At 53.0% G+C, this 24092-nt stretch carries 32 protein-coding genes and 6 tRNA genes; 17 read left to right on the top strand and 21 right to left on the bottom strand.

From position 1 onward, the window contains the following. Window positions 1–102 precede the first annotated feature (102 nt). Window positions 103–1152 carry a hypothetical protein gene (locus FFR93_RS06885; RefSeq protein ID WP_138392605.1) on the top strand — a complete coding sequence of 350 codons (1050 nt, stop codon included), beginning with the start codon at window positions 103–105 and terminating at the stop codon, window positions 1150–1152. 78 nt (window positions 1153–1230) lie between these two features. On the opposite strand, the gene FFR93_RS06880 is transcribed toward FFR93_RS06885, so the two are convergent. Then, a complete protein-coding gene (locus FFR93_RS06880) occupies window positions 1231–1968 on the bottom strand; it encodes a thioredoxin domain-containing protein (protein WP_138392604.1) in 738 nt (245 codons plus the stop codon). A 61-nt stretch (window positions 1969–2029) separates the two neighbouring features. Here FFR93_RS06880 and FFR93_RS06875 point away from each other — a divergent pair, with 61 nt between their 5' ends. Beyond that, window positions 2030–2950, top strand: a complete 921-nt coding sequence (locus FFR93_RS06875; RefSeq protein WP_138392603.1) for a DnaJ domain-containing protein — start codon at window positions 2030–2032, stop codon at window positions 2948–2950. A gap of 60 nt (window positions 2951–3010) precedes the next feature. On the opposite strand, the gene FFR93_RS06870 is transcribed toward FFR93_RS06875, so the two are convergent. After that, window positions 3011–3703, bottom strand: coding sequence for a Bax inhibitor-1 family protein (locus tag FFR93_RS06870; protein ID WP_138392602.1), 693 nt, complete (start codon window positions 3701–3703; stop codon window positions 3011–3013). A 59-nt stretch (window positions 3704–3762) separates the two neighbouring features. On the opposite strand from FFR93_RS06870, the gene FFR93_RS06865 reads away from it, so the two are divergent. Beyond that, window positions 3763–4449: a hypothetical protein gene (locus tag FFR93_RS06865; RefSeq protein WP_138392601.1), complete on the top strand. Its 687-nt coding sequence runs from the start codon at window positions 3763–3765 to the stop codon at window positions 4447–4449. A gap of 57 nt (window positions 4450–4506) precedes the next feature. Here FFR93_RS06865 and FFR93_RS06860 read toward each other — a convergent pair whose 3' ends face one another. The 4 genes from FFR93_RS06860 to FFR93_RS06845 form a co-directional block, all read right to left on the bottom strand. Further along, window positions 4507–4980: a hypothetical protein gene (locus FFR93_RS06860; protein ID WP_138392600.1), complete on the bottom strand. Its 474-nt coding sequence runs from the start codon at window positions 4978–4980 to the stop codon at window positions 4507–4509. 165 nt (window positions 4981–5145) lie between these two features. Then, on the bottom strand, window positions 5146–6759 hold the full coding sequence (locus tag FFR93_RS06855) for a pentapeptide repeat-containing protein (protein WP_138392599.1): 1614 nt from the start codon (window positions 6757–6759) through the stop codon (window positions 5146–5148). Window positions 6760–6780: 21 nt separating this feature from the next. Continuing rightward, window positions 6781–7419: a GIY-YIG nuclease family protein gene (locus FFR93_RS06850; protein ID WP_138392598.1), complete on the bottom strand. Its 639-nt coding sequence runs from the start codon at window positions 7417–7419 to the stop codon at window positions 6781–6783. A gap of 83 nt (window positions 7420–7502) precedes the next feature. Next, on the bottom strand, window positions 7503–8096 hold the full coding sequence (locus FFR93_RS06845; protein ID WP_138392597.1) for a hypothetical protein: 594 nt from the start codon (window positions 8094–8096) through the stop codon (window positions 7503–7505). Window positions 8097–8204: 108 nt separating this feature from the next. On the opposite strand from FFR93_RS06845, the gene dinB reads away from it, so the two are divergent. Together dinB and FFR93_RS06835 are read left to right on the top strand one after the other, a co-directional pair. Further along, window positions 8205–9323: a DNA polymerase IV gene (gene dinB, locus FFR93_RS06840; RefSeq protein ID WP_138392596.1), complete on the top strand. Its 1119-nt coding sequence runs from the start codon at window positions 8205–8207 to the stop codon at window positions 9321–9323. A gap of 96 nt (window positions 9324–9419) precedes the next feature. Beyond that, the gene (locus FFR93_RS06835; RefSeq protein WP_138392595.1) at window positions 9420–9716 is read left to right on the top strand and encodes a hypothetical protein; all 297 of its coding nucleotides are present in this window, start codon (window positions 9420–9422) and stop codon (window positions 9714–9716) included. A gap of 29 nt (window positions 9717–9745) precedes the next feature. Here FFR93_RS06835 and FFR93_RS06830 read toward each other — a convergent pair whose 3' ends face one another. Next, the gene (locus FFR93_RS06830; protein WP_138392594.1) at window positions 9746–9988 is read right to left on the bottom strand and encodes a hypothetical protein; all 243 of its coding nucleotides are present in this window, start codon (window positions 9986–9988) and stop codon (window positions 9746–9748) included. A gap of 123 nt (window positions 9989–10111) precedes the next feature. On the opposite strand from FFR93_RS06830, the gene FFR93_RS06825 reads away from it, so the two are divergent. The 3 genes from FFR93_RS06825 (at window position 10112) to FFR93_RS06815 (ending at window position 12004) form a co-directional block, all read left to right on the top strand. Further along, window positions 10112–10528: a hypothetical protein gene (locus tag FFR93_RS06825; protein ID WP_138392593.1), complete on the top strand. Its 417-nt coding sequence runs from the start codon at window positions 10112–10114 to the stop codon at window positions 10526–10528. Window positions 10529–10622: 94 nt separating this feature from the next. Further along, window positions 10623–11582 (top strand): DUF808 domain-containing protein, encoded by a 960-nt coding sequence (locus FFR93_RS06820; RefSeq protein ID WP_138392592.1) that lies wholly within the window; start codon window positions 10623–10625, stop codon window positions 11580–11582. An 80-nt stretch (window positions 11583–11662) separates the two neighbouring features. Then, on the top strand, window positions 11663–12004 hold the full coding sequence (locus FFR93_RS06815) for a hypothetical protein (protein WP_171049120.1): 342 nt from the start codon (window positions 11663–11665) through the stop codon (window positions 12002–12004). A 54-nt stretch (window positions 12005–12058) separates the two neighbouring features. Here the strand turns inward: FFR93_RS06815 and FFR93_RS06810 are convergent, their stop codons facing one another. Both FFR93_RS06810 and FFR93_RS40750 read right to left on the bottom strand, forming a co-directional pair. Further along, complete coding sequence (locus FFR93_RS06810) at window positions 12059–12631, bottom strand: hypothetical protein (RefSeq protein ID WP_138392590.1); 573 nt, start codon at window positions 12629–12631, stop codon at window positions 12059–12061. Beyond that, the gene (locus tag FFR93_RS40750) at window positions 12628–12774 is read right to left on the bottom strand and encodes a hypothetical protein (RefSeq protein ID WP_171049119.1); all 147 of its coding nucleotides are present in this window, start codon (window positions 12772–12774) and stop codon (window positions 12628–12630) included. The genes FFR93_RS06810 and FFR93_RS40750 overlap by 4 nt, the downstream gene beginning before the upstream one ends. A gap of 278 nt (window positions 12775–13052) precedes the next feature. Here FFR93_RS40750 and FFR93_RS06805 point away from each other — a divergent pair, with 278 nt between their 5' ends. After that, window positions 13053–13301: a hypothetical protein gene (locus FFR93_RS06805; RefSeq protein WP_138392589.1), complete on the top strand. Its 249-nt coding sequence runs from the start codon at window positions 13053–13055 to the stop codon at window positions 13299–13301. A gap of 133 nt (window positions 13302–13434) precedes the next feature. Here the strand turns inward: FFR93_RS06805 and FFR93_RS06800 are convergent, their stop codons facing one another. Then, entirely contained in the window at window positions 13435–15129 is a 1695-nt protein-coding gene (locus tag FFR93_RS06800; protein ID WP_138392588.1) for a flagellin, read from the bottom strand. Window positions 15130–15526: 397 nt separating this feature from the next. Then, window positions 15527–15838, bottom strand: coding sequence for a hypothetical protein (locus FFR93_RS06795; protein ID WP_138392587.1), 312 nt, complete (start codon window positions 15836–15838; stop codon window positions 15527–15529). A 115-nt stretch (window positions 15839–15953) separates the two neighbouring features. Here FFR93_RS06795 and FFR93_RS06790 point away from each other — a divergent pair, with 115 nt between their 5' ends. Next, on the top strand, window positions 15954–16376 hold the full coding sequence (locus tag FFR93_RS06790) for a hypothetical protein (protein WP_138392586.1): 423 nt from the start codon (window positions 15954–15956) through the stop codon (window positions 16374–16376). A gap of 577 nt (window positions 16377–16953) precedes the next feature. Here FFR93_RS06790 and FFR93_RS06785 read toward each other — a convergent pair. Together FFR93_RS06785 and FFR93_RS06780 are read right to left on the bottom strand one after the other, a co-directional pair. Next, the gene (locus FFR93_RS06785) at window positions 16954–18390 is read right to left on the bottom strand and encodes a hypothetical protein (protein WP_138392585.1); all 1437 of its coding nucleotides are present in this window, start codon (window positions 18388–18390) and stop codon (window positions 16954–16956) included. Window positions 18391–18418: 28 nt separating this feature from the next. Continuing rightward, window positions 18419–18883 carry a hypothetical protein gene (locus tag FFR93_RS06780; protein WP_138392584.1) on the bottom strand — a complete coding sequence of 155 codons (465 nt, stop codon included), beginning with the start codon at window positions 18881–18883 and terminating at the stop codon, window positions 18419–18421. A 327-nt stretch (window positions 18884–19210) separates the two neighbouring features. Between FFR93_RS06780 and FFR93_RS06775 the strand changes: the two genes are divergently transcribed. Continuing rightward, entirely contained in the window at window positions 19211–19477 is a 267-nt protein-coding gene (locus FFR93_RS06775) for a hypothetical protein (RefSeq protein ID WP_171049118.1), read from the top strand. Window positions 19478–19760: 283 nt separating this feature from the next. Next, window positions 19761–19970 (top strand): cold-shock protein, encoded by a 210-nt coding sequence (locus FFR93_RS06770; protein ID WP_138392583.1) that lies wholly within the window; start codon window positions 19761–19763, stop codon window positions 19968–19970. On the opposite strand, the gene FFR93_RS06765 is transcribed toward FFR93_RS06770, so the two are convergent. After that, the gene (locus FFR93_RS06765) at window positions 19962–20255 is read right to left on the bottom strand and encodes a hypothetical protein (RefSeq protein ID WP_138392582.1); all 294 of its coding nucleotides are present in this window, start codon (window positions 20253–20255) and stop codon (window positions 19962–19964) included. The two genes, FFR93_RS06770 and FFR93_RS06765, sit on opposite strands and share 9 nt — an antisense overlap. 443 nt (window positions 20256–20698) lie before the next feature. Here FFR93_RS06765 and FFR93_RS06760 point away from each other — a divergent pair, with 443 nt between their 5' ends. The 5 genes from FFR93_RS06760 to FFR93_RS06740 all read left to right on the top strand — a co-directional run bounded on the left by FFR93_RS06760 (window position 20699) and on the right by FFR93_RS06740 (window position 22581). After that, complete coding sequence (locus tag FFR93_RS06760) at window positions 20699–20878, top strand: hypothetical protein (RefSeq protein WP_138392581.1); 180 nt, start codon at window positions 20699–20701, stop codon at window positions 20876–20878. Then, the gene (locus FFR93_RS06755) at window positions 20875–21072 is read left to right on the top strand and encodes a hypothetical protein (protein ID WP_138392580.1); all 198 of its coding nucleotides are present in this window, start codon (window positions 20875–20877) and stop codon (window positions 21070–21072) included. The genes FFR93_RS06760 and FFR93_RS06755 overlap by 4 nt, the downstream gene beginning before the upstream one ends. Window positions 21073–21187: 115 nt before the next feature. Beyond that, the gene (locus FFR93_RS06750; protein WP_138392579.1) at window positions 21188–21505 is read left to right on the top strand and encodes a hypothetical protein; all 318 of its coding nucleotides are present in this window, start codon (window positions 21188–21190) and stop codon (window positions 21503–21505) included. Window positions 21506–21774: 269 nt separating this feature from the next. Further along, window positions 21775–22080: a hypothetical protein gene (locus tag FFR93_RS06745; RefSeq protein WP_138392578.1), complete on the top strand. Its 306-nt coding sequence runs from the start codon at window positions 21775–21777 to the stop codon at window positions 22078–22080. Between the two features lie 198 nt (window positions 22081–22278). Further along, entirely contained in the window at window positions 22279–22581 is a 303-nt protein-coding gene (locus FFR93_RS06740) for a hypothetical protein (protein WP_138392577.1), read from the top strand. A 313-nt stretch (window positions 22582–22894) separates the two neighbouring features. On the opposite strand, the gene FFR93_RS06735 is transcribed toward FFR93_RS06740, so the two are convergent. From FFR93_RS06735 to FFR93_RS06705, 7 genes are all read right to left on the bottom strand, one after another. Next, window positions 22895–22970 (bottom strand) — tRNA-Arg (locus tag FFR93_RS06735). 5 nt (window positions 22971–22975) lie between these two features. Next, a tRNA-Arg gene (locus FFR93_RS06730) sits at window positions 22976–23051 on the bottom strand. Between the two features lie 86 nt (window positions 23052–23137). Continuing rightward, window positions 23138–23211 (bottom strand) — tRNA-Cys (locus tag FFR93_RS06725). Window positions 23212–23297: 86 nt separating this feature from the next. Next, window positions 23298–23373: transfer RNA gene (locus tag FFR93_RS06720), tRNA-Thr, on the bottom strand. A 33-nt stretch (window positions 23374–23406) separates the two neighbouring features. Beyond that, window positions 23407–23482: transfer RNA gene (locus tag FFR93_RS06715), tRNA-Thr, on the bottom strand. 12 nt (window positions 23483–23494) lie between these two features. Beyond that, window positions 23495–23674 carry a hypothetical protein gene (locus FFR93_RS06710; protein WP_138392576.1) on the bottom strand — a complete coding sequence of 60 codons (180 nt, stop codon included), beginning with the start codon at window positions 23672–23674 and terminating at the stop codon, window positions 23495–23497. Between the two features lie 26 nt (window positions 23675–23700). Next, a tRNA-Trp gene (locus FFR93_RS06705) sits at window positions 23701–23776 on the bottom strand. Window positions 23777–24092 lie beyond the last annotated feature (316 nt).

Raw genomic sequence — 24092 nt, 5'->3', positions numbered from 1 at the left:
ATTGATAGCAGCAACCCTTGAATAAAGGAATTCAGAATTTATCTCGACGGCTCCGCTTTTCTCGTTTTATCATTTTTTGAAATCTGCCAAGGAGTTTTGGGCATGCATCGTTTTCTGGCGTATTTCTTTGTGATTTTCGCTGCATTGGCTGCCACAGCGTCGGCGCAGCAATGCATGACCGACACAAGGGCCGTCGTCCTATCGTCTCAATATTTCAAGGAGCAGTTCAAGAGTGCGCCCGGTGGGACGCAAGGTTCCCTGACCCTTCAATTGAAAGATGATCCTCGTATTATCGTGAACTTCGCAATGGAATCTCCTTTGCCGAGTGCCAAACGTTCGATCTCGCAGTATCTGAACGTTGTCCGATCCGATTTTTCCTCATACATCGCTGCCGTCAAGGCTGAGGGTCGATGGATCGAAATGACGACGTTCCCCTACGAGCCCTTGGCTTGGCGCATCGTGGAAGAGGCCAAGCTTCCGGATGTGGGGCCTTCGCTTGTCGGCCGCATGTATATCCGCCTCAGCGAAGACTGCTTGCTTGCCGCTAACTTCGTAGCACCGTCGAACATCAACCTTCGTTCGCGTTGGCACGCTTTCTCGGACGCCATTGCCAACCTGCGCACAGATGCCGGTGGCCTTGTTACCCCAACTCAGTGGGCTGACGAAGACACGACGCCGACTGGGGTTATGGCGCTCGCTATTGGCTACTTCTCACCGATGTTCTGCGCTATCGCAGCATTCTTCCTTCTCGGTCATCTGACGCGCCTGGACCGCCCGTCGCTGTATACCCGTATCGTTCTGTCCTGCATCGGCGCTATCATGTTTGGTTCGATTGCTTACCAATGGAATGCGTTCGCTGAGGAGTTCAGGCACCTTCGATACACCGATAATGCTCTGCTTCTCGCGACTACCGGTCTGCTTTGCTTCGTCGCCCTCGGTTTCAATCAGACGATGACGGTTTTGGCCCTCGTGACTGCTTGTATCACTGGACTTACGCTTGTGAGCCTTTCGTTCTTTGAATGGACACCGGACCCGAATATCAGCCTGGTGGTTGGTGGAGCGATCCTGATCATGGGCGTTCTCGGCTTCCTGGCCTGGTCTATGGGTGACGTTCTCGACACGCGAGCGCCGGTTCAGCGCGAATTCGACTGATCGTTTCCCTCTGATCAAAAAAGGCCCCGATTGCTGAGCTTCCGGGGCCTTTTTATTGTCTGCAGGTTTGGGAGTGGTTCAGTCGGTTTTCGCCTGGTTCTGCGGTCCTGCCGCAATGATTTCGGCCACCTTTCCTGCTGTTACGGGAGATGGCAGAAGCTGGACCTGGTCTCCTATGATCATGATCGCGGCCGGACCTGCTTCGATCCCACTGCGCTCTGCAAGCATTGCGTTCTTGTCGAGGGCAATCTGCGCCAGGTCCCGATCTGCTTCGCTTGGATAGCTATGGCCTTCTGCAAGCGCAACGATGCGCATTTCGGGTTTGATCTGGCCAGACAGATAGGCTTGCCTGATTGCTCTCCAGTCCTTCTGACCGCTTGCCGCTGCAATCAGGTCGACGCTCGCCTGAAGTGCATCGTCTCCGCTGCGAGGCAAATCCCTTAGCACGATTTTGATCCGACTGTTTTGCGCAGCTGCATCAAGCAAAGCTTTCGACTGCGTGTTGCAGACTTCACAACCATAATCGGAGAAATCCATGATCACGATATCGCCTTTCGGATTTCCTTCGACGAGTTCGATCATCCTGGGAGAAGATTTAAGCGTGCCTCGCGCCTGTTCCGCCTCGCCCTTTGCAGATTGTTTCAAGGTGTTCAGTAATTCGAAAGCAATAGACGGATCGCGCTTGATCCGGTCGATGATCATCTCAACGATTTCTTCTTTTTCACGCTGGGTCATTTCTGCAGATGCGAACCCGGGCGTGCCGAGAGACAGAATTGTTACCATTGCGCCGAGCCCGTAACGGGTTAAAATTTTCATCAATGAATTCCTTCCTGACGCGGCAACAGCTTCCTCGGGAACTTCTTCCTATTGAGGCCGCATGTCTTATCTTCTTACACTCGGGTTGCCGTTTGATGCGGATGAAGAGGAAATAAAAAAGGCGTATCGCTCTCTCGTCAAGTCCTGTCACCCGGATCGTCACCCTAATGATCCCACGGCCAGAGAAAAATTCGAGCGTGTCACTGCTGCGTATCAGGGTCTCATGCGAGAGCGCGGTTACATCCAGTCCAGCGCCGATCAGCGCACCACATCGTCAGCGGCTTCGAACCAAGGGCCGCTGGAATTCCGCAAGACCGTCTCAATGACGTTTGCCGAACTGCTGAAGGGCAAACGTTTCGTTTTCGATGAAGTCGCTAAGCAATGCCAGAACTGCGGCGGTGAGGGACATGTGCATTCCGAACGCCCGATAGACTGTCTGGATTGCATGGGCCGTGGTTACGCACAGCGCGTCCAGGGCCTCATCAGGGTCAAGATCGAATGCATCGCCTGCGCAGGTTCCGGGAAATCCCACTGGTATCCTTGTGATCAGTGCGGCGGCACCGGGCGCATGCTACAGGGGAAAGGCATCGTAGACATTCCGCCGGGCACGCTCCCTGGAACGGAGCTTCACTTTCCAAGGCAGGCGGTGGACTCATCCGGTCGCGTTGGAGACCTTTTCCTCGTGGTCGCGTTGGATGACAAGCGGTACCGCCTGAATGGCCTTCATATCGAAGCCAGAATGCGCCTTCATCTCGTGGACATTCTTCTTGGCGGCCGTTTTCCCATAGTGGCACCGGATGGCAGCAGGATCGAAATCAACGTGTCGCATGGCAGTCATCCGGGGACATTTGTCGTTGTTCCGGGTCTCGGCTTCAAAAACGGTAATGAAACCGGTGACTTTCGTGTTCAGCTAATTGCCGCTCCCTTCGACCTGTCCAATGACAAGGTCCGCGCGCTACTGGCGGAGCTGAAGCGCTATTGAGCGCATGGAAAAGGCCTGCAGATATCCGCCTGCAGGCCTTTTCGTAGGTGATCAGATCGATCAACGGTTGCCGATGATAGACAGAACCGAGCGCATGAAAGCGACGACCGAGATGTAGATGCCCAGAGCGGCGTTGTACTGGATCAGGCCCAGTTCCTCGCTGTTGCGCGCCGTGTAATAGGCATTACGAACATTCTGGTTTTCCCATGCGATCAAGCCACCGAAGACTATCAGGCTCATAGCTGTCAGCGCAAAACCAACTGCGCCGGAACCGAGGAAGATGTTCATGATCCCGCCGAGGATAAGCCCAATGAGGCCAACGAACAGGAAGGGGAACCAGGAGTTCAGATCGCGTTTCGTTGTGTGAGCATAGTAACTCAAACCGGCGAAGGCCGCTGCGGTGATCGCAAAAGCCTGGAAGATAGCGCCGGGAGCGAAAGCGACACCGAGCATTGCGAACCATACGCCCTTCAACGTGACGAAGGCCCAGAAAACCTTGCGGCTGGCGGCCAGGGTATTTGGAATGATGTTGAACATCTGCAGGAACAGAATACCAAGCGGTGCGAGCATCGCGATCCAGCCAAGCGTCGTCAGGCCCTGTTCCGCATTGAAGAACAGGCCAAAGGCGGTGTAATAAACCACGACGGCGGAGAGGGCGGATACAGCCAGACCTTTCGCCAGCAGTCCATAAACTGTCGCCATGTGGTTGCGAAGGCCGACGTCAATGCCGACGTCGATAGTTTCAGCGTTCATTTGAACTCCTTTGCCGCCGGTTAAATCCAAGAACTTCTTTTGGCGGTATCATAATTATAATGTTACAGCTAGAATTTTTCAATGTTTCCAAAGGAATTCTGAGCGCGATGTCGACATTGTTATTTCTTGCAGGTTCGCTTTTTGGCCTTCTCGCTCAGGAAGCTTCGGCGAGTTGTTCATATCAACCGCCCCAGATCGAAGTTACGACGCAGTTCGACGGTCCTACGCTCGACCGAAGCCAAAGCTCCGCTTCTCTCGGTGCCTCGCTCGGGAATGAATCTTCAGAATTTACGACCCAAGGCGTCACCCGGACTAAGTCCTATGTGAAACGGAACATCTCGGTCAGTTTCAGTCAAATGCGGGATGGGCAACTTTGCGCCAATATTCAGCAGATATCGGTTCTTGTTGCCTTGGAAGGCCCCGCGCAGGTTTTCGTTGCTTCCGAGGTCGAGCCGGGCAGTTGTCGGGATCGGGTGACGATTGAGCATGAGCAGCTGCACATCAATCACGCTTTCGAGGCGCAGCAGAAGACAAAGGAAGCGATTGAGCAGAAACTGCCGTCAGCGCTTCGTCGCATCCTGCCGGTCGTGGCCCGCGATGGGGACCAGGCCGTAGCTATGATAGGTGCTCATTTGGATGGGATTATCGATCAAATCAGTGCGCCGATTGACGCGGAGAGGTCTGCCAAGGATCGCGCGATTGATACCCGCGAGTCTTACAAGAGGCTGACCGCCATGTGCCCCTGACCCCAATTGTGAGGGGTCAGGGCTCTGTTCGGGTCGACATCGTCGCCCCAATCGCGGTTAAGCGGCTCGGACAGTCTTTGCTCTGCGTGGAGCCTTTGCGATTGGTGGTGGCGCATCTGCCTGGGAATTTTCCCAATCCCAGTTGCCCTTTTTCTTGGGCTGTTCCGGTTTGGCCGCTTTGACGTTTGCCAGTTCTTCGGCCAGGACGATGCGAAGGCCTTTTTCGATCAGGGCTTCAATCCGGATGCCGAATTCCCGGCAATGGTCCTTGACCTGCTCAACATCAACGCGTTCGAACCAAGCGCCAATACGCTTCTTTCCGTCGCGAACGCTTTTTTCGAGCTTCTGCACCTTGGCCGGTGATTTTTTCCGGATGACCAGGCGTTCCCGGCCGACCTTCAGAAATGGCGTCCTGCCGTAATCTGCGATGGCGGCATTGATGGATTCAGCGAGTAGTTCCTGAACAGTGAGATTATCTCTCGTACACTTCTTGTGAGCCGCATCAACAAGGTCCGGCGTCAGATGCGCCATGACCTGTTTCTTATTGACGCGACTCGGGGGTATTTTTGGCGATCCCGGTTGCATAATGTGTCTTCCTTTTCGCTTGGGCAGGGACGGTCCTGCGACAATCGTAATGTTGACACTACACCATAGTTGACACGGCGTCAATTGTTGACTTTTCCCGCCGCGCTGAGGCTAAGGTCCGGGTGGTATTTCCGCCTGATTTTCCTTGATGCGTCTGAAATTTCTGTCTCGCATGCCGCCTTGACGGAAATAGAAGCATTCATCAGCTGGCGTAACAATGGCCGGACCATACTGATTGTCCAGCTTGCCTGTTTCCCGGTGCGTTACGACAATTGAGCCATCAAGACCTTGATGAATGATATTGGTCTGAGGATCGAAATCGAAGTTAAGGACGTTTGTATCCAAAAGGATGGCGTCTGCGAACTTTTTCAACACGAGTGTGTGCTCGTTATGCGGACCCTGAGGGATTACAGCACCTTCCTCGACAATCGGAACACCGGCGATATCCCACTTCTTTTTCTTCACTGTGCCATTTCCGGTGTTCCAGACGGCTTCAATTGTTCCGTCGCGGCGAAACATCATGGACGTGGGAATCCGCTCATCAACGATGTCCCGCGCCAGTCTTGTAACAACGACATCCTGATTTTTCGGACGGTTGCCGTTGATTGTGTCGGAAATCCTGTGAAGTGCGACGGCAAGGTTTTTCCGGTTTGCTACGATCACGTCTATCGATCCGGAAAGATTGGCCGCAATAGCTGCAAACGGTGCATTTTCCTTTGCCAGGGCAGCCTTCAAAGCATGTCCACCAGCCCCGATTGTTACCGCGACTGAAATATTCTTGAGTGCCGTGCCTCGCCCTGTCATCTCCTGGATGGCTGCTCGGACTTTCAAGGTTGTGTTGCCCGCAATATTGGTGAACCCGTCCTTGAACAAATCCTCGATACGATCCTTCATCAGGATCAGCGCCGACGTTACGCCTACGAAACCCCAACCGGCATTTCCCACCACATCCTTGATAATCGAGAAATCAATATCCATTGGAACGTAAGTGCCAGCAGCGGCCAGAGCAAGCACCGGAGCAGCTCCGTAGGCAAATTTCATCGAACGGCCCCAGATGCTGTCATTACGGAATGCAGCATTTCCTTGCCCGATCTTGGTGTGCTTGTAGGCGTTGCCGATGATACGCGCGTCGATGGTGCGATCTGGAATGTGTTGCCTGTTCAGGGCGTCGTATGTCGGCGTGAGATCGGCCTCCTCGAAGGAACAGGCCTCGACTGTTGAGCGGCCCCACTCGACATTGTGCAGATATGACTTGTAGAAATTGCAGTTCTTGAGCGCCGCGTTGACGAACGTCGTGTTGGACATGCTGGTCCAGGTGAAATTTGTGTCCTCGCAGATCGCGTCGTCGAAATTCGCATTCTGGAGGATTGCGCCGTCAAGTCTGGAAGGGACACGGCCGATGTACGGATGATCGTAGCTGCCGAAGACCGCGCCCTTGAAGCTCGCGTGCTTGGCCATGAAGCCCATGCCGACAATGCCACGCATGGATGCTCCGCTGAAATTGCCTCTCTTCGCGCGGGTGCCACGCAGATCGCATCCATCGAGGTTCGCCCCGTCAAATACGCCGTTATCGAGATTAAGGTGGGTGAGATCGGCCCCTTGCAGGTCTGCTCTTGCCAGCGACTTCCCATCCCGCACCAGTTCACCAACAAACGCTTTTCGGGATTTGGCCCTCCCCTCATACATGAGGTTGCCATCAATGTCGCAAATGCGGATATTGTTCACGATAAATTCCGGTTCATAACTCTACACAACGTTGAGATAAGAACGGACTATTTCGCTTAGCACAAAAGTCTTGGAGGCGATCATCTGATTGATGGCTGGCAGAAGCGTTGCTACGCCGACAGCGCTCACCACTCCGTGCTTGAGGCCAAATCCTTTGCCGAGGACCGCCAGATACTCCTTGATAATCGGCGGCGTTCCAAGGCTCGCAGCTGAGGCGCAGGCGATTAGCCAGGCGTATCCCGCATAGGGATGAAAGGCCGATATCGTTGGGAACAGGAGGGCAGTCATGGCTGCCGCACTTCCGAGAGGAACGTCTTTGACACCACCTTTTCGGGCGTAGCCTCGATTGTAGGCCTTGGGTCTAAACGTCCCTGGACCTTCATCCACGGCCCGTCTAAGGGCATTTACTGCCTCCGGTACCGAGACATGGAAGAATTCCCGTTTTTTGTTCACCCTGTGCGCAACAAGCAGCCGGTGTACCGTCGACTCGGTTTCATCGATATTCGGGGTCTCGATGGTTGCCTCGATGGTGAAGGGCGTCGGTACACCACTGGCAAAAAGTTCGCCCGCTCGTGTTCGCGGATCACGGGTCGTCTTCCCGATCTTCACCATTCCGGGCATGGATCGGTTTGAGAGCACATAGACAAAGCCTGCAGCCATATCCGAATTCCCTTTGGACTTTTGAATATGGTCCGGGGCTTCCGAGCATGGCGCAAGCCGATAACTCTATCTCTGGTGATCCGTTAACCGAAGGCCGGAGCTGCGGATGGCTCCAGTTCCTCGCTCAGTGCCGACCCGTGCGTTTCAATAGCGTTGACGAGAGCAGTACGATTGGCTTCCTTGCTGATCAGGCGCACGAGGTCCGGCACTTGCTCCAGTTCGGCGAACTGGGAGACCTCACGTGCCGCTTTGATGAACGCGCTTTCCTCGTAGCTGAAATCAGTTCTTTCAATGGTCTCCTTGACCTTGATTTCACCATCATGAAAACCCTTCACGGTGAAATCCCCACCAAACTGCGACAGGACTCGTTCGACGATTGGCGTGAACTTGATCCAGTTCTCGCCTTTGATCTCGTGAACGATGGCGTCGGAGACTGAATCAGGCGAGATGGCACTGATCGAGATCGGGGTTTTGATTGGACCACCGACATGGTGCATGAAAAGCGCGATGAAGCGGTTGTCTCCCATCTGCTTCATGTGCAATCGATAGGGAACGTCCGTCGCCACGAAGGCCTGCTTTACGGCATCGACGATCTTGAAAAAGTCGACCTTGCCTTTGAACTTCCCCGTGAAGCTATCCATTCCCGGTTTAAATTTCTCATTGGTTGGAAGCGCCATGGTTCTACTCCTTAAGCATTCGCCGCATATTTAGCGAACGCGGCGCGTTGGACAAGCTGATTTCTGTGCCGCCATTCGCCATTGACTTCGTGACCTGGTCGAATTCCAATGGTTGCGCATTTGTTCTGTGAGCCGACGACCGAAGTGATTACTTCAACAAAGCGTATCCTGCACATCGACATGGATTCGTACTACTGCTCGCTTGAATATCGCGACAATCCGGAGCTTCGTGGCAAGCCCCTGGTCGTTGGCGGTTCACGCGAACGTGGGGTCGTGGCCTCAGCTAGCTATGAGGCCCGGGCTTTCGGCATCCATTCCGCTATGCCTTCCGTCACAGCCAAGAAGAAGTGTCCCGATCTGATTTTCATGCCGCCGAGGTTCGATGTCTACCGGGCTGTGTCCCAGCAAATCCGCGAGATTTTTCACGAGTACACGGACCTGGTCGAGCCTTTGTCACTCGATGAGGCCTATCTCGATGTGACCGAAAACAAAAAAGGCATGCCAATTGCAACAGAAATCGCCGAGGAGATACGTGCCAAGATTTTTGCGACGACCGGGCTAACAGCTTCTGCCGGTTGCAGTTATCAGAAGTTCCTCGCCAAGATGGCGTCGGATCAGCGAAAGCCAAATGGACTGTTTGTGATCCGACCAAGCCAGGCAGAAGCCTTCATGGAAGCGCTCCCGATCCGCAAATTCCACGGGATCGGACCAGCAACCACGGAAAAGATGAAGCGGCTTGGCATCGAGACGGGTGCTGACCTAAAACAGAAGACCATAGAATTCTTGCGTGGGCAGTTCGGTAAGTCTGGCCCCTATTTTTATAATCTCGTGCGCGGGATCGATGAGCGCGAGGTCAATCCGACGCGTGTCAGGAAGTCATTGGGCAAGGAGGACACCTTCCCTGTCGATCTTTCCGACTTCGGCGATCTGAGGGATTCTCTCCTGTCGCTGGTCGAAGAGGTCTGGAATCTGCTCGAAAAGCGTGACCTGCATGGACGGACGGCAACGCTGAAGGTCAAATATGCGGATTTCGAACAGATCACGCGCAGTAAGTCCTTCAGGAAGCCAATCGAAACGCCTGCTCAATTGGGCGAAACTGTTGTTGCATTGCTACGGAGTCTGTTCCCGTTGCGGACGGCGATCCGCTTGATCGGCGTGACCATGTCTGGTTTCGATCTCCAGGCGGAAGATGGCAAGGAAAGCGATCAGCTTCAGCTCGACCTTTAACTATCTTTTGAGACTTCTTCCTCTAATGCGTTTTTGCTTTTCAAGGCCATTTTCCTGAAGTCCAATTGATGGAAGATAAGTTCGCCCCAGGAGTAAATGGCAGTGTTCACGGTAATTCAAGGTGGCAAGTCGCTTGCGCAGCAGGATGTGAAGGCATTTGCAGGCCCGGTCCCTGCTGACGTTCGTAAGGAAGCTGATCGTCGTCGCGATGCATATGGGATCAATTCACTGCGAAACCGTCAGATGGCAACCGGAGCGATGATGCCGCGCGATCTGCATTATCTCGGTCTTCAGATCGATTTTGCCGCAGAAAGCCTCTGTAAGCTCATGCCGATCCCCGAGGATTTTCGCGCGGATGGGTATTGGCCGCAGGTTATGTCGGGCAACAGCTGACTATGAGCTGTTGCCCGACATTTCACTGTTCAGAAACCTGGTTTCGCCGATAGCTTGGCGCTGATCGCGTCGCTCAGTTTCTTTTTTAGGACGTCCAGGTCATCAGAGAGGTTCTCGAACTGGAACGCGATGTCGGTTTGCGGGTCTTCAGCTTCGCAGCTGTCGAGAATTTCTTTTACGAGGTTTTTTAGTCCCTCTCCGTAACCGCCAGCCATTTCGTTTTTGGCTTCTTCGTAGATTTCTTCCAAGGTCTCGACAAGGATATTCGACATTTCTGCTCTCCGTATTGGGGTGCCTTGAAAATTAGGAGAGCCTCCTGCAAGTGTCACTGGGGATACCTTGATGATTGCAGGAGGCTGGTGTCGAATTACTCGTGTCTTTGAAAGGGAATGCAAATGGCAAACAGACCAGACAGACAGATCGTGCACAGTGGCAAAATGAATTCTCATGAAAATTACGGAAAACTGGACGTTGATGTCCGGGTGGAAATCCTCGGAGATAGCCGCGTCGTCATCTTCTTCACAGAAGCGGATGGCACCACACGTGAAGTCACAGCAGAATTGAACGGTGAGAGCAACGAACAGATTTTGCTCATGACCCATGGCCCGTATGATGCCAACAATGCGGAAGAAACTTACAACGATGAGCCGTCCTTCATCGCGAAAGTTGGTCATGATCGCGCTTACGCCTACAACAACTACACAGGCCAGGGTGGGCGTATTGGCACCGCATTCGTCAAAATTTCTGATGAGGGTATCGAACTGACCAATAACATGGAGTTCCCAGAACCATCAGTTGGCCCAAAACTCTAAATTCCTTTAAGCCCGACCTTCACAAAAGGAGTTCGGGCTTCTAGATACCAGCATCAAATGGCCAGATCGTCTGGCCCCCTATATGGAGATTTCGATGGCTGGTGGCCTAATGATGCTTTTCGATGACATGGCGGCGCTCGCCAAGTCTGCCCTTGTTTCGTTGGATGACGTTGCGGCGCAAACGATCAAGGCTGGCGGCAAAGCCGCAGGCGTTGTGATCGATGATACGGCTGTCACCCCGCGCTACGTTGTTGGCCTGAGGCCTGAACGTGAGCTGCCGATTGTTTTCGGCATCGCGCGCGGCTCGTTGTTCAACAAGGCCATCCTTACCGTCGCCATCCTCCTCATCGGTCAGTTCCTGCCCTGGTACGTTCTGACCGGCCTGCTGATGGTCGGTGGCGTCTTTCTCAGCTACGAAGGAGCCGAGAAGGTCCTCCAGGTCCTGATGCCGCATGCCGCTCATGCGCACGAAGCCCATGTTCTCGGCACCGAAACTGATCCGGTCAAGCTTGAACGTGAGAAAATCAGGGGTGCTATTCGCACCGACTTCATCCTCTCGGCCGAAATCATGGCTTTGACCTACTCGACAATTACGGATGAGAGCCTGGGCATGCAGATCGCGGTTCTGATCGCCGTCGGCTTTATGATCACGTTTGGCGTCTACGGCGCTGTTGCGCTGATCGTTAAGGCGGATGATGTTGGCCTTGCTATGGCGCGCATGTCCTCATCTTTCCTACGTGTCATTGGCCGTGGCCTCGTGAAGGGCATGCCGGTCTTTCTGAGCGTCCTTGCGACTGTCGGTACTGCCGCCATGCTTTGGGTTGGTGGTCAGATCATCACGCATGGACTTGCGCAGCTTGGCTTTGCGGCACCGGAGCACGTCATTCACGATGCCTCCGAAAGCATTGGCCACTTGGTCGGCTATGGCCAGGGGCTGGTGATGTGGCTCGCTGCGACCTTGATGCAGGCCGTCGTCGCGCTCGCTGTCGGTGGTGTGGTGATCGCGTTGATCGAGTGGCTGATGTTGCCGACCATGCGCCTCGTGAAGAGCTAAGTGCACCCCCCGGTGCGGTATCTTTACCTGCGCTGGGGAACCCGTCTGAATTTCTCAAAGAACTGCACTGGAACCCTATTATGAAGCTTTCTGCGGTGTATGCGGCCTTTGTTGCCTTCAATGTTCTGTTCTGCGTGGCCTTTTATGCGTCGCAGCGGGTTCCGATCATCTCCTTATCGCTGCATCCGCAAATAAATGAGTGCGGGGGCCTGCATACGTTCGCCGACGTGGAGTTCTTGAAGCTCTTCCTGGTTCAGGTGGCTTTATCGATGCTCCTGCAGGTTTCAGGCGTTTGGTGGATGACGAACAGTCTTCGGCATCTTAAGCCCTTCTGGACGTTGCCGCTGCTCGTCGTTGCCCCCTTCTTGATCGCACTGATCGTAATGAAGCTGGAGCCTCTTTTTGTCGAGTGCGTGAAATGAAATTCCGGTATATGTCACGTTTATGTTTCTTGAAACAGGCTCTTTGAGAGGGCTTTAGTATACCGGAATTTCCTGGACAACCGCGCGTATGAATTTTTTGGTCTCAGTTTCAGTATTTTCTGAATTCGTGAGATTTAGCTTTACACGGGATAATTCCGATCTCTTGCTAAAGTTCCAGATGATCATTTTTGCTGTTTTCAAATCGTTTCCATCAGCATTTCCGATTTCATAACTGCGCAGGAATCTGTCTGCCAGCAAGTCGATCTCTCCTCGTTTGGAAGAATTGGCCGATAATGCCCATGCACCCATCAACATTTCACGCGTGTACGAATTCTCTTCGAATAGCTTTACTACCGCCGCTCGTGGGTCATCGCAGGAAATCAACATCATGAGCAGGGACCCATTGCCGAATTCTTTTTCCTCAGGATAATCTTCCATTCGTGGGAGGCCTTTGCATGCCAATTCCCTGTGGTATCTGAAGACTTTCGCACGCGCGTCGATGGCGTTAGGTGAAGCATCTTTTTCAATAAGTTCTCTCGCCCGCGATTCCGACATTTGAGCGTGTAATTGAATAGGATTGATCAACAATCCTATGACCATCAAGACTGTGACTAGCTCAATTCTCATATTACATTCCAATCACTGAGGCCGTTGAAATGGATCGTGCTCGTCTCCTGGATGCTCTTCAGCTCGATCCCGAAATCGAACCCACCATCTCGATCTGCGTCGATTGCGAAGAAGGCCTCGCCGGGATTATCGCCCTCGATCATGCTGGCATGAGCCCGCCCACTCGATCTCGCCGAGACCAGACAGTTTCGATGATTGTGTCGTCATTGACGCCGAAGATCGTATCCCAGAGTCCTTCAGGCCCCGTGCTACCAGTTAGACTGACATTGTTCAGGAAGCTGTCGCTTATCTCGTTGAAGACAATCGTATCGGTAAGCGTGTAAATAGTGTCAGCACCTGGTCTCCATCTCCGCCATTTACGACTATGTCGGTGCCGTCATATATATCTCCTATCATATTGTTATGGTAGGAGAAGACGTCCATGAGCACAACCGCTCGCCCAGTTTTTCAAATCGTTGCCGTTTTGGTTTTCGCTGTTGCGCTTTGCTTGATGACTTATGGGCGTTTTCTATATTTTGATTCGACAGTAGATTCGACTATCAGTTCGATTAACCCTTGTCACAGCTTCGACCATCCCTATCGCGTGGTTTCTTGTGGCTATGCATTTGGCGATACCATCTTATTTTGCGGGTTGGATTTCAAAATCGTGGGCTTCCGAAAAGTCACGTGACGCACTTCGGGGGGCGGGAGCTGGGGCCTCAGCTTTAACTATGTATCTGCTTTTCCAGCTGCAACCCAATATTGTTAACTGCGTATCCTAGCGACTAGGTGGCGCGCCTGGTTTACCTCGACGCCGGGACGCATCACCGGAACAGCTGCAAGATGTTTTCCGCCGACGCGTTAGCGATATTCAGGGCTTGCATTGACAGCTGCTGTTGGGCCTGGAGCGCCATCAGGCGTGTTGATGCCTCGTCCATATCAGCATCGACCAGGCGACCAACACCTCTCTGAACGGAGTCTATTACCGCCCTGTTATAGCTCTCCTGCATTTCCAGGCGGCTCTTGACGGCTCCCAGGATGGCGGTTCCGTTGATTACGCGTGAAAGCATAGCCTCGACGCCACTGATGTAGGCATCAAGGCTATAATTCGAGGTCACGTCGACATCGAGCAATCCAAATGACGGCGTGTTTCCAATGTTATCGGTCACTCCAGTGACGCCCAGTGACGTCTTTCGTCCTGCTTCAGGCAACATCGTTTCGATGAGATCGTACCGAATTAGCCCTGAGCCGAGATCACTTGCTTCGATCCCCATACCCTGATCCGCGAAAGCGTAGTTGAGCACCTGGATGTAGTCGCCAATGGATGTCACCTCCCCCGTGGTCGTTCCAAGAGCTGCCATGACAGTGTCTCTTGTCAGTGTGAGCGTCTTGTTTGTGTTGTTCTCGGTGATCGCAATGTAGGCTTCTATATCGGGTTTCAGCTCGAACGCTTCATCCCATATGCTGTATGTGTAGGCTCGCGAGCCGTAAACGGTCGCAGGGCTGTTTTGAAGGCCACCGGTCTTACCTGACAACAGTGTCGAAGTCACACCGCTCATCTGATATGAAGAACCTCGTCCCGAGGTTTCTGTAGTCTCAATCGAGTATTCTGCCGGGCTCGAAGAGTCCTGAAGGATTCGAACTGCGCCGCCGATTACGGATTTCAGCACCTCGCGCCATTGAGCGCGGCTGGATACCACCCCATTCCATCCGGAGTTAACGGCGTCAATCGCGTCGCGGTCGATTGTGTACGTTTGCGTCAAGCCCGGCTGCGGCCCCGTCGTCGTTGCGGGATCGTCGGCGTCCAGGTTGAGTGTAAACGTGATTGCGGTGCTGTTGTCGGTAAACGTCAAAGGGCCATCGAAGACGTAATCTTCCCACGCCGATGTTCCGACAGGGGCGAAGGAGTAGATTGTATTCCGGATGCCACCGACCGTGCCAGGGCTGCGATCATCTGCTTGAAGCAAGCCACCGCCAGTGCTGTTGTACAATGACACCTTCGACAAATCGACTTCCGTGCTGTTCACATGGACTGCCCCTCCGTTGGATCGGACGAAAGATGTGGTCAGCCTTTCCGAGCTTTCAGCGGTGTCGTAGATGTTGGTGAATGACGTGTTTAACCAGTTTACGCCGTTGAAACTCGCCGACATCGCCATGCTGACGGTTTGACCCTTCAGTTGCTCAAGCTCCGCCTGAATTTTGGCTCGGTCGACACCCGACTCTTTGGCGGCTACCAGTTTTGCCTGGAAGTTGGTCAGGACATCGATGGTCGACTCCATCGCCGCATAAGCGGTTTCCACTTTTGCTGACCCGAGACCAATTGCGTCCTGGACCGCATGCATTGCCAACTGATCTGAACGCATCGTCGTGGCGATGGACCAGTAGGCCGAATTGTCCGTCGAAGTGGCAACCCTGTAGCCGCTCGAAACCTGGTTTTGAACCCTGTTGAGCTGATCGTTGATCGACCTCAGAGTCTGGATTGCAATGATGGCGCTGTTGTTCGTAATAATGCTAGTCATGACAATCCTGGGTCAAAATTCAGTGTGGTCGTCATGACCGAAAACTCGCATTCTGCGAATGAAATCAAATACGAATCCTGTTAATAAACCCTTAATTGGCGCACTCAAAGTTGTACGCGGGTTTGACGACCGCATATCGATGGTCGCTGTTTTAGATACCTCTTTCTGGCTTCTCGATCCGCGATTGGAAGAGCGCTCCCCTTGCAGCCGTTTGAGCCTGATCTTACTGTAATGGTGTGGCCGGGGGCGTCGGACCCTACTAGTTACCCGGGACCGGTCACGCAGCCTTTTTACGCGCAAGGCTGGATAAAAATGTGGGAAGCCTTGGCTTCAGCGCCCGGACGCACGAGCAGCGAGCCAAGGTGGCGAATGTTCGAACCGGTGGTTCCGGCCCGGGTTAGAATTGCATCCCCAGCGTCGTCTTGCAGACGTCCAGAACGTCTTGCGTTTCGGCCTCGGCCAGCTCTTGGTCATTGAATATGATCGAAGTGCCCAGTTCATAGCTCTCAGCAATTGCCTGCAAGGCCTGCGGGTCACAGTCCTTCAGGGTCTCAAAGATGCTGTAGATTGAATTGGATAGAAAGCCTTTTGTTTCCGCCAGGTCGAACTCGTAGGTAGCTCCGCCAGCAACAATAATTGCCGCGAAGTCGGCTTTCGAGCCCAATTCGCCGGGAAACGTGGTCTGTTCGATATCGATCTTGATCGTCATCTTACCTTCCTCGGTGTGCATTCCCTCAAAATCGCACTGTGAATGGCAAGGGACATTCGTATTTGTTTGACGCGTGGGGCTGGGTATCCTCGCGGTGAATAGGCGGAACCTTGAGATGAATGAACAGGAATGGGCCGAGCGCCGGACCGTTATCAGTGATGATCTTTACGAGGCCCTGCTCAAGGAAGCTGACTGCGGGCCATTCGATGGCGGTTGTCTGGTGGTTGCTCAAGCTCTCCAACAAGTCCTTGGCGGCGATGTCGTTGTCCTGGTCCGCGCACAATCGGGCATCGCCGATCATGCTGCCCTGCTTTTCGATGGGATGCTGTGGGATTTCGATGGCCCACTGTCACCGTCGGCATTTGTCAAGCGTTTCCAGGAAAATGAGCTGTTTGGCACTGGCGCAAAATGCGGCGGCTTCCGGCTGATTGAGCCGGGTGACTTGGAGGATACGCCTCACAATGATCGTCTTGTGGAACGGTTGGCCGACATCTTTCGCACCATCCTCCCCGATACCGAGATTTCACCTAGACCTTGACGCCCATGCGGGATGCTTGCACACTTCCTATATGGCTTTGCCACGGGGATAGGCTTTACGCTGTCCGCCTGAAGGGACCCTCGGGTCCCTTTTGTGTAAGTCAGCGGTATCATTCCGCAAGCGTGGCCGCTGCTTTCGGTCTCGACCACATTTAACAACGCCTCACCGACACGTCGGCGGCACCTCCCCGGCTCCGGCCGGGGACTTCTTTTAGCCTCGACATCACTGCAGCCTAACGTCATCCTCCAGAGGTATGCGAACGCAATTAGTAGTGGTTTACCCATGAATATCGTTGAATTTCTTGAGGCAACGCGACGCGATCAGGAGCTTATTGCTCATGGTATCGCTCCTGCTGGCGTAGACGCCTGCGAAGAATGCAAAAAGCCTCTTCAATCCAGCATTACCGGCCGACACGAACTCGGTGACGGAACCCAGATTTGCAGCAGTTGCTACTGGGACGCGATGTCGGCGGAACTGGATAAGCATCCAATCAGGGCACTCAGACTTTGCCGCGCGGTCGCCGGAACATTGCCGGTGAAGCTGCTAACGACACCGGCAATCCTGATGAATGAGAAGTTCAGATCGATGGTGCGAGGGTCTTGCCGATCTGTTCGAGCCAGGTCTCGATTTTGATCTCATTTTCGTCGCCGAGTTCGGTTGCTCTCGCATCGCGTTTTTTAATGGCAAAGGTTCCGACTTCGCTGAGATCGCCCTTGATACCGTTCGTGAGGGCGTTGTGATCGATGTCGATCATGTCATTAAGGTAGTCCAGAACTGTCGTATTTTCGAAGAATGGCCCCCGGGTAAACTCACCGGTTTTCAGGCTGTAGGACCCGACTAATCCAGGCTTTTCGTCATTCAGCAACGCCTGGAAAACCTGATCCTCACGAAGCGTGCCGCCGTTCTCGTCCTGATATTTTATCAAGGTGGCAAGGGTTTCCCAGTCCATAGCCTCGTCATCATAGATTTCACTGGCGTAGAGGGTGGAGTACCATGGTTTGCTGATGTGGATATCGACACTGTCGTATTCATTGCCTTCGCCGTTCAACGCGAGCAGATAGACGTTTTCGAACCGGTCGATGTTATTGTGCACGTAGATATCCTTAGCTGCGGCTCGATGAACATAGACGTTGCGATCATGATCACCGTATGAAACATAGGTTTCTGGACCGAGTTCCAGATATTCGGCAGCCGCGACAATCTCCTTGATCATCCCCATTTTTCGCTCGAATAAGGTTTCAAGCTGAAGCGCCGCAACCGAATCCTCGTGCTCTCGAACAGTTCCAGCTTCAAGGAAATCGAGATAGGCTTCTTCGCGCAGCCAATCTCTGTCGGCATCTTCTGTGCCAATAATCTCAGCAATTCGATCAATGCTTGCCATGGAGCTGTTATGCGGAACTGTTGCACGGATTGTCGTTAGGCCCCTTGTGCGGTAATAGGAACCGTAGACGAAGACGTCACCCTTTGCCTTTTCCAATCCTTTTTCATCTATGCTTTCGATCACCCCGGCGATGTCTGTTGGATCGACGTATTGACCACGGTTTTCGATGGAAAAGGGTGCAGCCATATCCTTTGCCTTTTGCAGCACGTCGAGATCGAAATGCTGGTTGTTGATCATGATGTCGATTTCGGATCGGAGGTTAGAAGGCAGGGGCGGCTTGGTTTTGAAAAGTCTGATGTGTCCCCGTTTCTCGTCTGTTTCCCATGCATAGAGAAGCTCGTTTCCGTTCCCGTCCGGAATTGCGAGAACTTTGACACCTTTTGCTGTTGGCACAATTCTGATGCCGTCTACTCTGGTGCTTTCCGGGCTGGCTGCCAGTTCGTCGAAGATATCGTTCGCCTTGTGGAAAATTGCCACGATGGCTGCTTCCGCGACCTGAGCGTGAAACGTACGCTGAATCTCGTTAACGACATAGGCGTACTGACCGTCATCGTATTTCTTCGCCGCTTCAAGGTCGTAAGCGAAGGTTTCTTTTGCCAGGGCTGAGGTCGCGGCCATGGGGGTTTTCTCCATGCTATTACTCCTTACTGCACATCTTCGATCACATTGCCACTCGCATCTCGCTCAGGTCGAGTTGTTCAAGGTGGGCTTCCAAAGAAGCTTCGAACATTTTTAACGAGAGGAGAACGGCTTCTGGTGAAGAGTATCTTCCTTTGTCGAACCGGCAGCATTTGTCATCGTAGGCAGCCCAGGTGCCATCCGGCTGCTTTATTGCAATCCCGGCAATTTCCTTGCCGTTGAGCACACGCCAGACATGATCATCCACCTTCTCGACCCGGAAGTTGGCTGCAGCGTGAGGCCTTTTTATGAATTCGACCGCGTTTATGCCCTTTACGGTCAATTCAAGCTGGTATGTTTGCGGATTATTACGCATCCATATGCAGTACCCAGTGTTTATAAGGTCGTTTGCGGGCGGGTAATCTGGACCGATCCGATAGTTTGGATTCTGGGCATTGAGTAGCAGATCGCGATGCGCTTCTTCGAGCACCATGTTTAAGTCAGTCATCGGAAAACCTGTTCGAACTTATCTCGTCATTCGACGTATTTGTTCTAGTAAAAACAGATTTCTTGCAGGCGACAACCGAGCCCGTTAATCAGTGCCAATCTCCCGGCACCAGCTTGGAGTCCGGGACCATGGGCTTGAATTTGCAGACCTATACAAGCGCCTGGCAGCCTCCGAGCTAACGAGGAAGGTTCTGGCCGCCGTTCTCGGCAAGATGTGAGAGCTGGGTTACGTGGAGTCTCTACGTGGAGTCTCTCGTTGACGCCCGTTCCAGTGTTTAGGCCCGCAGTCAGCTATTGTTCTTCCTTTGTTCACGTCTTATGATGAGCCATGGTCGAGACAATTGGTGAAGCATTCAGTGCAGGATGGCAGTTGAAAGCGCGGTGCGCTTACGGCAACCGTGAAGGGCTTAAATCGATCCGTCGATGTACTTGGACCTACGATCTCGACATGCTGACCCTGGTAACAACGCGCGGCCGAGATTTTCCCCTCTCGATGGTCTCCAGTCGTCTGCGCTGTCCTCGCTGCGGCTCCAGAATTGTTACCGTGCTGTTCATCACGCCAAAAGAGGGTGATCGTCGGCGAGGTGCTGCATAAGAAATATTAGCGTTCGGTCGAAGCGTAATGAAATCTGGCTTTGCTGAGTCCGTATCTGATCAAACCGCTGGACCCGTACCCTTCACTAAAGCCATGGGCGATAATTTTGAGTGTAAACATCCACCAATGACCTGCGGGATGGTCTCGAAAATCACATGTAAGGCAAGGTGATCGGTAAGGAGCCTGCACGATATTCCGTGCGGGTATCCTTTTTTCAGTTTTCCCTTGCAAAATCAACTTAAAGTTACCATGGTTCCTCGCCAACCAACGGGAGGGACGTAATATGGCAAGTGGTACCGTGAAATTTTTCAATGTCGACAAGGGCTTTGGATTCATCACGCCAGACGGCGGCGCGAAGGATGTCTTCGTGCATATCTCTGCGCTTCAAGCTTCGGGAATTCAGTCGGTGAAGGATGGTCAGAAGCTTACGTTTGAGACAGAGCCTGATCGCACTGGTAAAGGGCCGAAAGCCGTTAACCTTCGCTTAATCTAAATCGTTGGGGCATGGGCTTGGTGTCCATGCCACTTTGCCGGTTACTCTGCTACTATGATCGCGGGTGAAATGTTCACGCTCCCGAGCGTGAAGCCCGATTCGAACTGTGGCATTGGCCCAGGACGCCCTGCGGCAAGTGTTGGTGATGGTGATTCTGTCATTGACCGTGCAGAGAGTGTTCAGCAGAATTTTTAAAAGGATTTTCGAGGAGGGTTTCGCGTTTTCTCGCCATACCACGGCCACGAATGCCTTGGTTTGAAAGGACGCTTCTGTCATCGGCAGCATTTGCATTCCTGCTCTTCTTCCACAACCAGGTGCTCCCGCAATTCGGCAGATCGGTTTCGGCTCTGAGTATGAGTTCGTGGTCCGGGTAGTCGCCTGTTTCGTTGGCCTGCTTTCGGCCCTGCTCTTCCTCTGTATACTCTCAGCCTGGAAGGACATCGTTTCGCACCAGGCGAAAAACGACGACGCTGGCTATAACCGCGTAGGAAAGGCGGAGGATTATCTTTTCCGGCGTTATGGTCGGCTGTCGCATAGAGCGAATAAGCGCAGATTGTTTCGTTGATCGGCCGAAATGCCGCAAAAATTGCCGATCTGTAAATTTCAATTTACCCAATTCTGTCATGCGGTTAGCGAGCAAAAAATTCGGAAATTTCCGATCTTTATTGCCGATCTTGGAATGTTGATGTTTGCTGGTGACTATCGAATGTCATCTAGAGACCGTCCAAATGTCCAATGTACCCAAACACCACCTCTCAGGAGAGGCTGCAGGCTCGTCCTTTGAGAGCTTCCTGGAAGAGGCAGGCATTGCTGAAGAGGTTTACGCTATAGCCGTGGAACGCGTCACCGCTTGGCAGGCGCAGGAAAGGGTGCGAGCCTTGTTGAAAGAACAGGAACAACCACGATGACAGTCATCATCTCCAAGGCATTGCGTGACGAGGTCTTGTCCAGTGCCCGTGCAAAGCATGCCAGTGCGACCGCTACCCTGGTTTCGCTGTACACCGCTCATGGCAAGCAAGCTGCTAAGCGTCTTAAGCGCAAGTGGACAGCTGATGACGATCAGAAGGTCCGTACGGTTGTTGCGCGTCAACTGGCGCTGTGAGTGATGCATGTTGATATTGGACCGTTCCCGTTTTCCTCGGAGGCCAGATGACTTTATTTCGATCAACAGGCTCCCTGTCCTGTACCGGCCGGTCCTGGGCTCGCCGGAGCAGTTCGTGGTCGGTGTCCTGTGCTTCAACGCCGCCGGGCACCACCTTGAGCGCGCCAACCGTCTCGAAAAGCTCACCTGCCTGTATGGAGACAACTCGACTGGCGTCCTGTTAGCGATAGAGCTGGGCCTCGACGTCCTTGCAGCCGCTATCACGTATCCTGGCTTTGAGGTGCTTGATTTCAAGTCTTCGGTGTCTGGGATGTATCTTGGTGAGGTAGGGACAACAGAAGCACCCTCTTTTCAGGTTGCAGCGCGCCTTTGGTTGTCGTCTCACTGTTCTCTTTGTTCGTTTTCGGAGTTCCCCTATAAGCAGCGATCCTGACCTTCTAGTCCTGCGGCAAATCGGTTGGGATTTCTGGGACCCCATCGGTATTCGGAGGATGAGCGGTGATGCGTGGCAAGGCGCAGCAGCAAATGAATACGACAGCTACCTTCTGAAGGCCAGCTGAGGGGGCGTACTCGTGTAAAACGGCATTTGGCCGCATCAGGACTTGGACCACGAATATCGTCCTTATACGGGATTGAGACCTTTGTGGTTGCTGGTTCATTCCTTATATTCTGTTGGCGGAACCAAATTGGGGTAACAGGGGCATGGCAAAGGCAATTTCAATGACCTTTCAGGAAGCCATCACGGCTCGGGCGATCCTTGTCGGCGGTGACTTGCCCAAGGCTTCGAACCATGACAAGCCGGAGCGGCGTGTTGAGAGAATGATCAACAAGGGTTGGGTGGCCGTTGATGGTGAATCCCTGACCGATACCGGAGCCTCTCTTGTCATCCAATATGGTAGCCGGGAAGGCTGGCATCCGGAGATGATCGAAAAAATGCGGATTTGCGCCGCAGCTTCGAAGGCGGCGAATACGGAGGATCAAGAAACCCTTTCTGGTCCCGTGCCCTAATTGATCTCATGCCGCCGCTGATGAACTATGTCTTCCAGATGTGGGAATCGTCCGAGAACTGTCGATGAACGTCCATGAGTTTAGAGGCGCTGCGCCGTGATGAAGAGTTGCTGGCGCAAGGCATAACCCTTCCCGGCATGATATAGTCGTATGCCTTACCTTATGAGTTAATGATATCGATAAGTAGTGGAGCGAACGATGATTGACTGGACTGGCGTGCTCAATAAAACCACCCAAAAAGCGGGCTGGTCGATTATTGATGGCCCTGATTCCAAGGTACATGAAAGCTATTGGTTCGGCTTGGACGACTCAGACATTACCGGCACCTATGCTCGACTCAACATTGTTCAGGGCCGAGCCTCCCTGGTTCTGGTTGAAACTCAGAAAGAGAATTCGAACCAGGTGCTTTGGAATGGAGAAGTTGAAAAATTGGTTGCAAATCCGGAGTTCTCTGAATTTGTCACCGAGGAATTAGACCCATCTACGGGTCCGAGAATTTGAGTAACCAAGGGAGGTAGGCGACGCGGTTCAATTCGTTGACCGAAAGTCGAGCAGGAGTTGAAACGTTCTCTGCGTCTTGTTGTAGCCAGGCTTCGATGTGACCTAGCGATCTAGGCTGCGAACCCAAGACCCCTTGCATGTCGAAACACCCTCAACCCGCTGATATCCCGACTTCGGCAATGAATAGGGCGAGTCCTGAAAGTGATTGAGATAATCGGCAATGCCGTCTTTCACGGTTTTCGGTGCGTCAGTCAAAATTAATCCTCGGGTATAAAACGGTCCAAAACTGCTTCGATATGAAGCTCGAAAGGTTTGGCGACCAAGGAGGGATTCGAACCCCCGACCCGCTCCTTAGGACGGAGCAACTCTATCCACTGAGTTACTTGGCCGAACTTGGCGATTCCTGTAGGATTCGAACCTACGACCTACTGCTTAGAAGGCAGTTGCTCTATCCACTGAGCTAAGGAACCAAACTATACTTGCGTGGACTGCAAAGTTAAATTTGGTGGAGCGTTCTCAAGGCACCCCTTGTCCGCTACTCCAGAGCGGAGATTTTTGGAGGCCTGACCGGGAATCGAACCCGGGTGGGAGGATTTGCAGTCCCCAGCGTCACCACTCCGCCATCAGGCCATCCCCATATTGATCGACGGTGTTTTCGATCAACGTATTCCTTGGCCTGCATGCAGCGAAAGGTTTCGCGCTTCAAACCAATAATTTGGTGCCCCCAGAGAGACTCGAACTCCCGACCTACTGATTACAAATCAGCCGCTCTACCAACTGAGCTATAAGGGCGAACTCCTTATTTTCAAGGAATTCTGGTATTTCTGGTGCCGCTTAGGTGATTCGAACACCTGACTTCGTCATTACGAATGACGCACTCTACCAGCTGAGTTAAAGCGGCAATTCCTTTCTGTCAATACTCGTCTTTCTCCAGATCGACGATTTCGTACTTCCCTTTTTCCATTTCTCCGAGAACACGTTTGATCTCGGAATTTCGTCTTTCCTCTGCCGCCCCGAGCCGAGCAACTAGCTCAGGCTCGGGGCGCTTCCCTGGTTCCAGAAGGAGGACCAAGTCCTCAAAATGATCACTCATATCTACCCCTTCCGACCATTCTAAACTGGCACGGGCAGCCGGGCTTGAACCGACGACCTGCGGTTTTGGAGACCGCCGCTCTACCAACTGAGCTATACCCGCAAACTCTATAAACCCTTGATTTCAGGCAAAGAAAAAGGCCCGGAACTTGCGTTCGGGCCTCACCTGGGGATGCTGTGTGTCAGAAACCAACCCGACAACCACCATCGCCTTCAGGGGAGCCCCTGTAGCGTGTCCAACACGTCCATGTGTTTGTCCTGGTTCTCATCGGTCTGCTTCTTTCATCCACCAATCGCGGCAACAAGTGTCGCGTCAACTTGATCCTATAAATGACAAACTGGCGCGCAGGTGTCAACTCTCATTTTCAAAAAAAATTTTAGCATCGCTCTTTTCATACTCCTTTCCGTGGCCGACAATA

This window comes from Rhizobium sp. MHM7A, from assembly GCF_005862215.1.
In the GTDB taxonomy this organism is placed as follows: Bacteria; Pseudomonadota; Alphaproteobacteria; order Rhizobiales; family Rhizobiaceae; genus Rhizobium; species Rhizobium bangladeshense.
The sequence above is the reverse complement of the archived record's forward strand: the minus strand, read 5'-3'. Positions and strand labels throughout refer to the sequence as shown.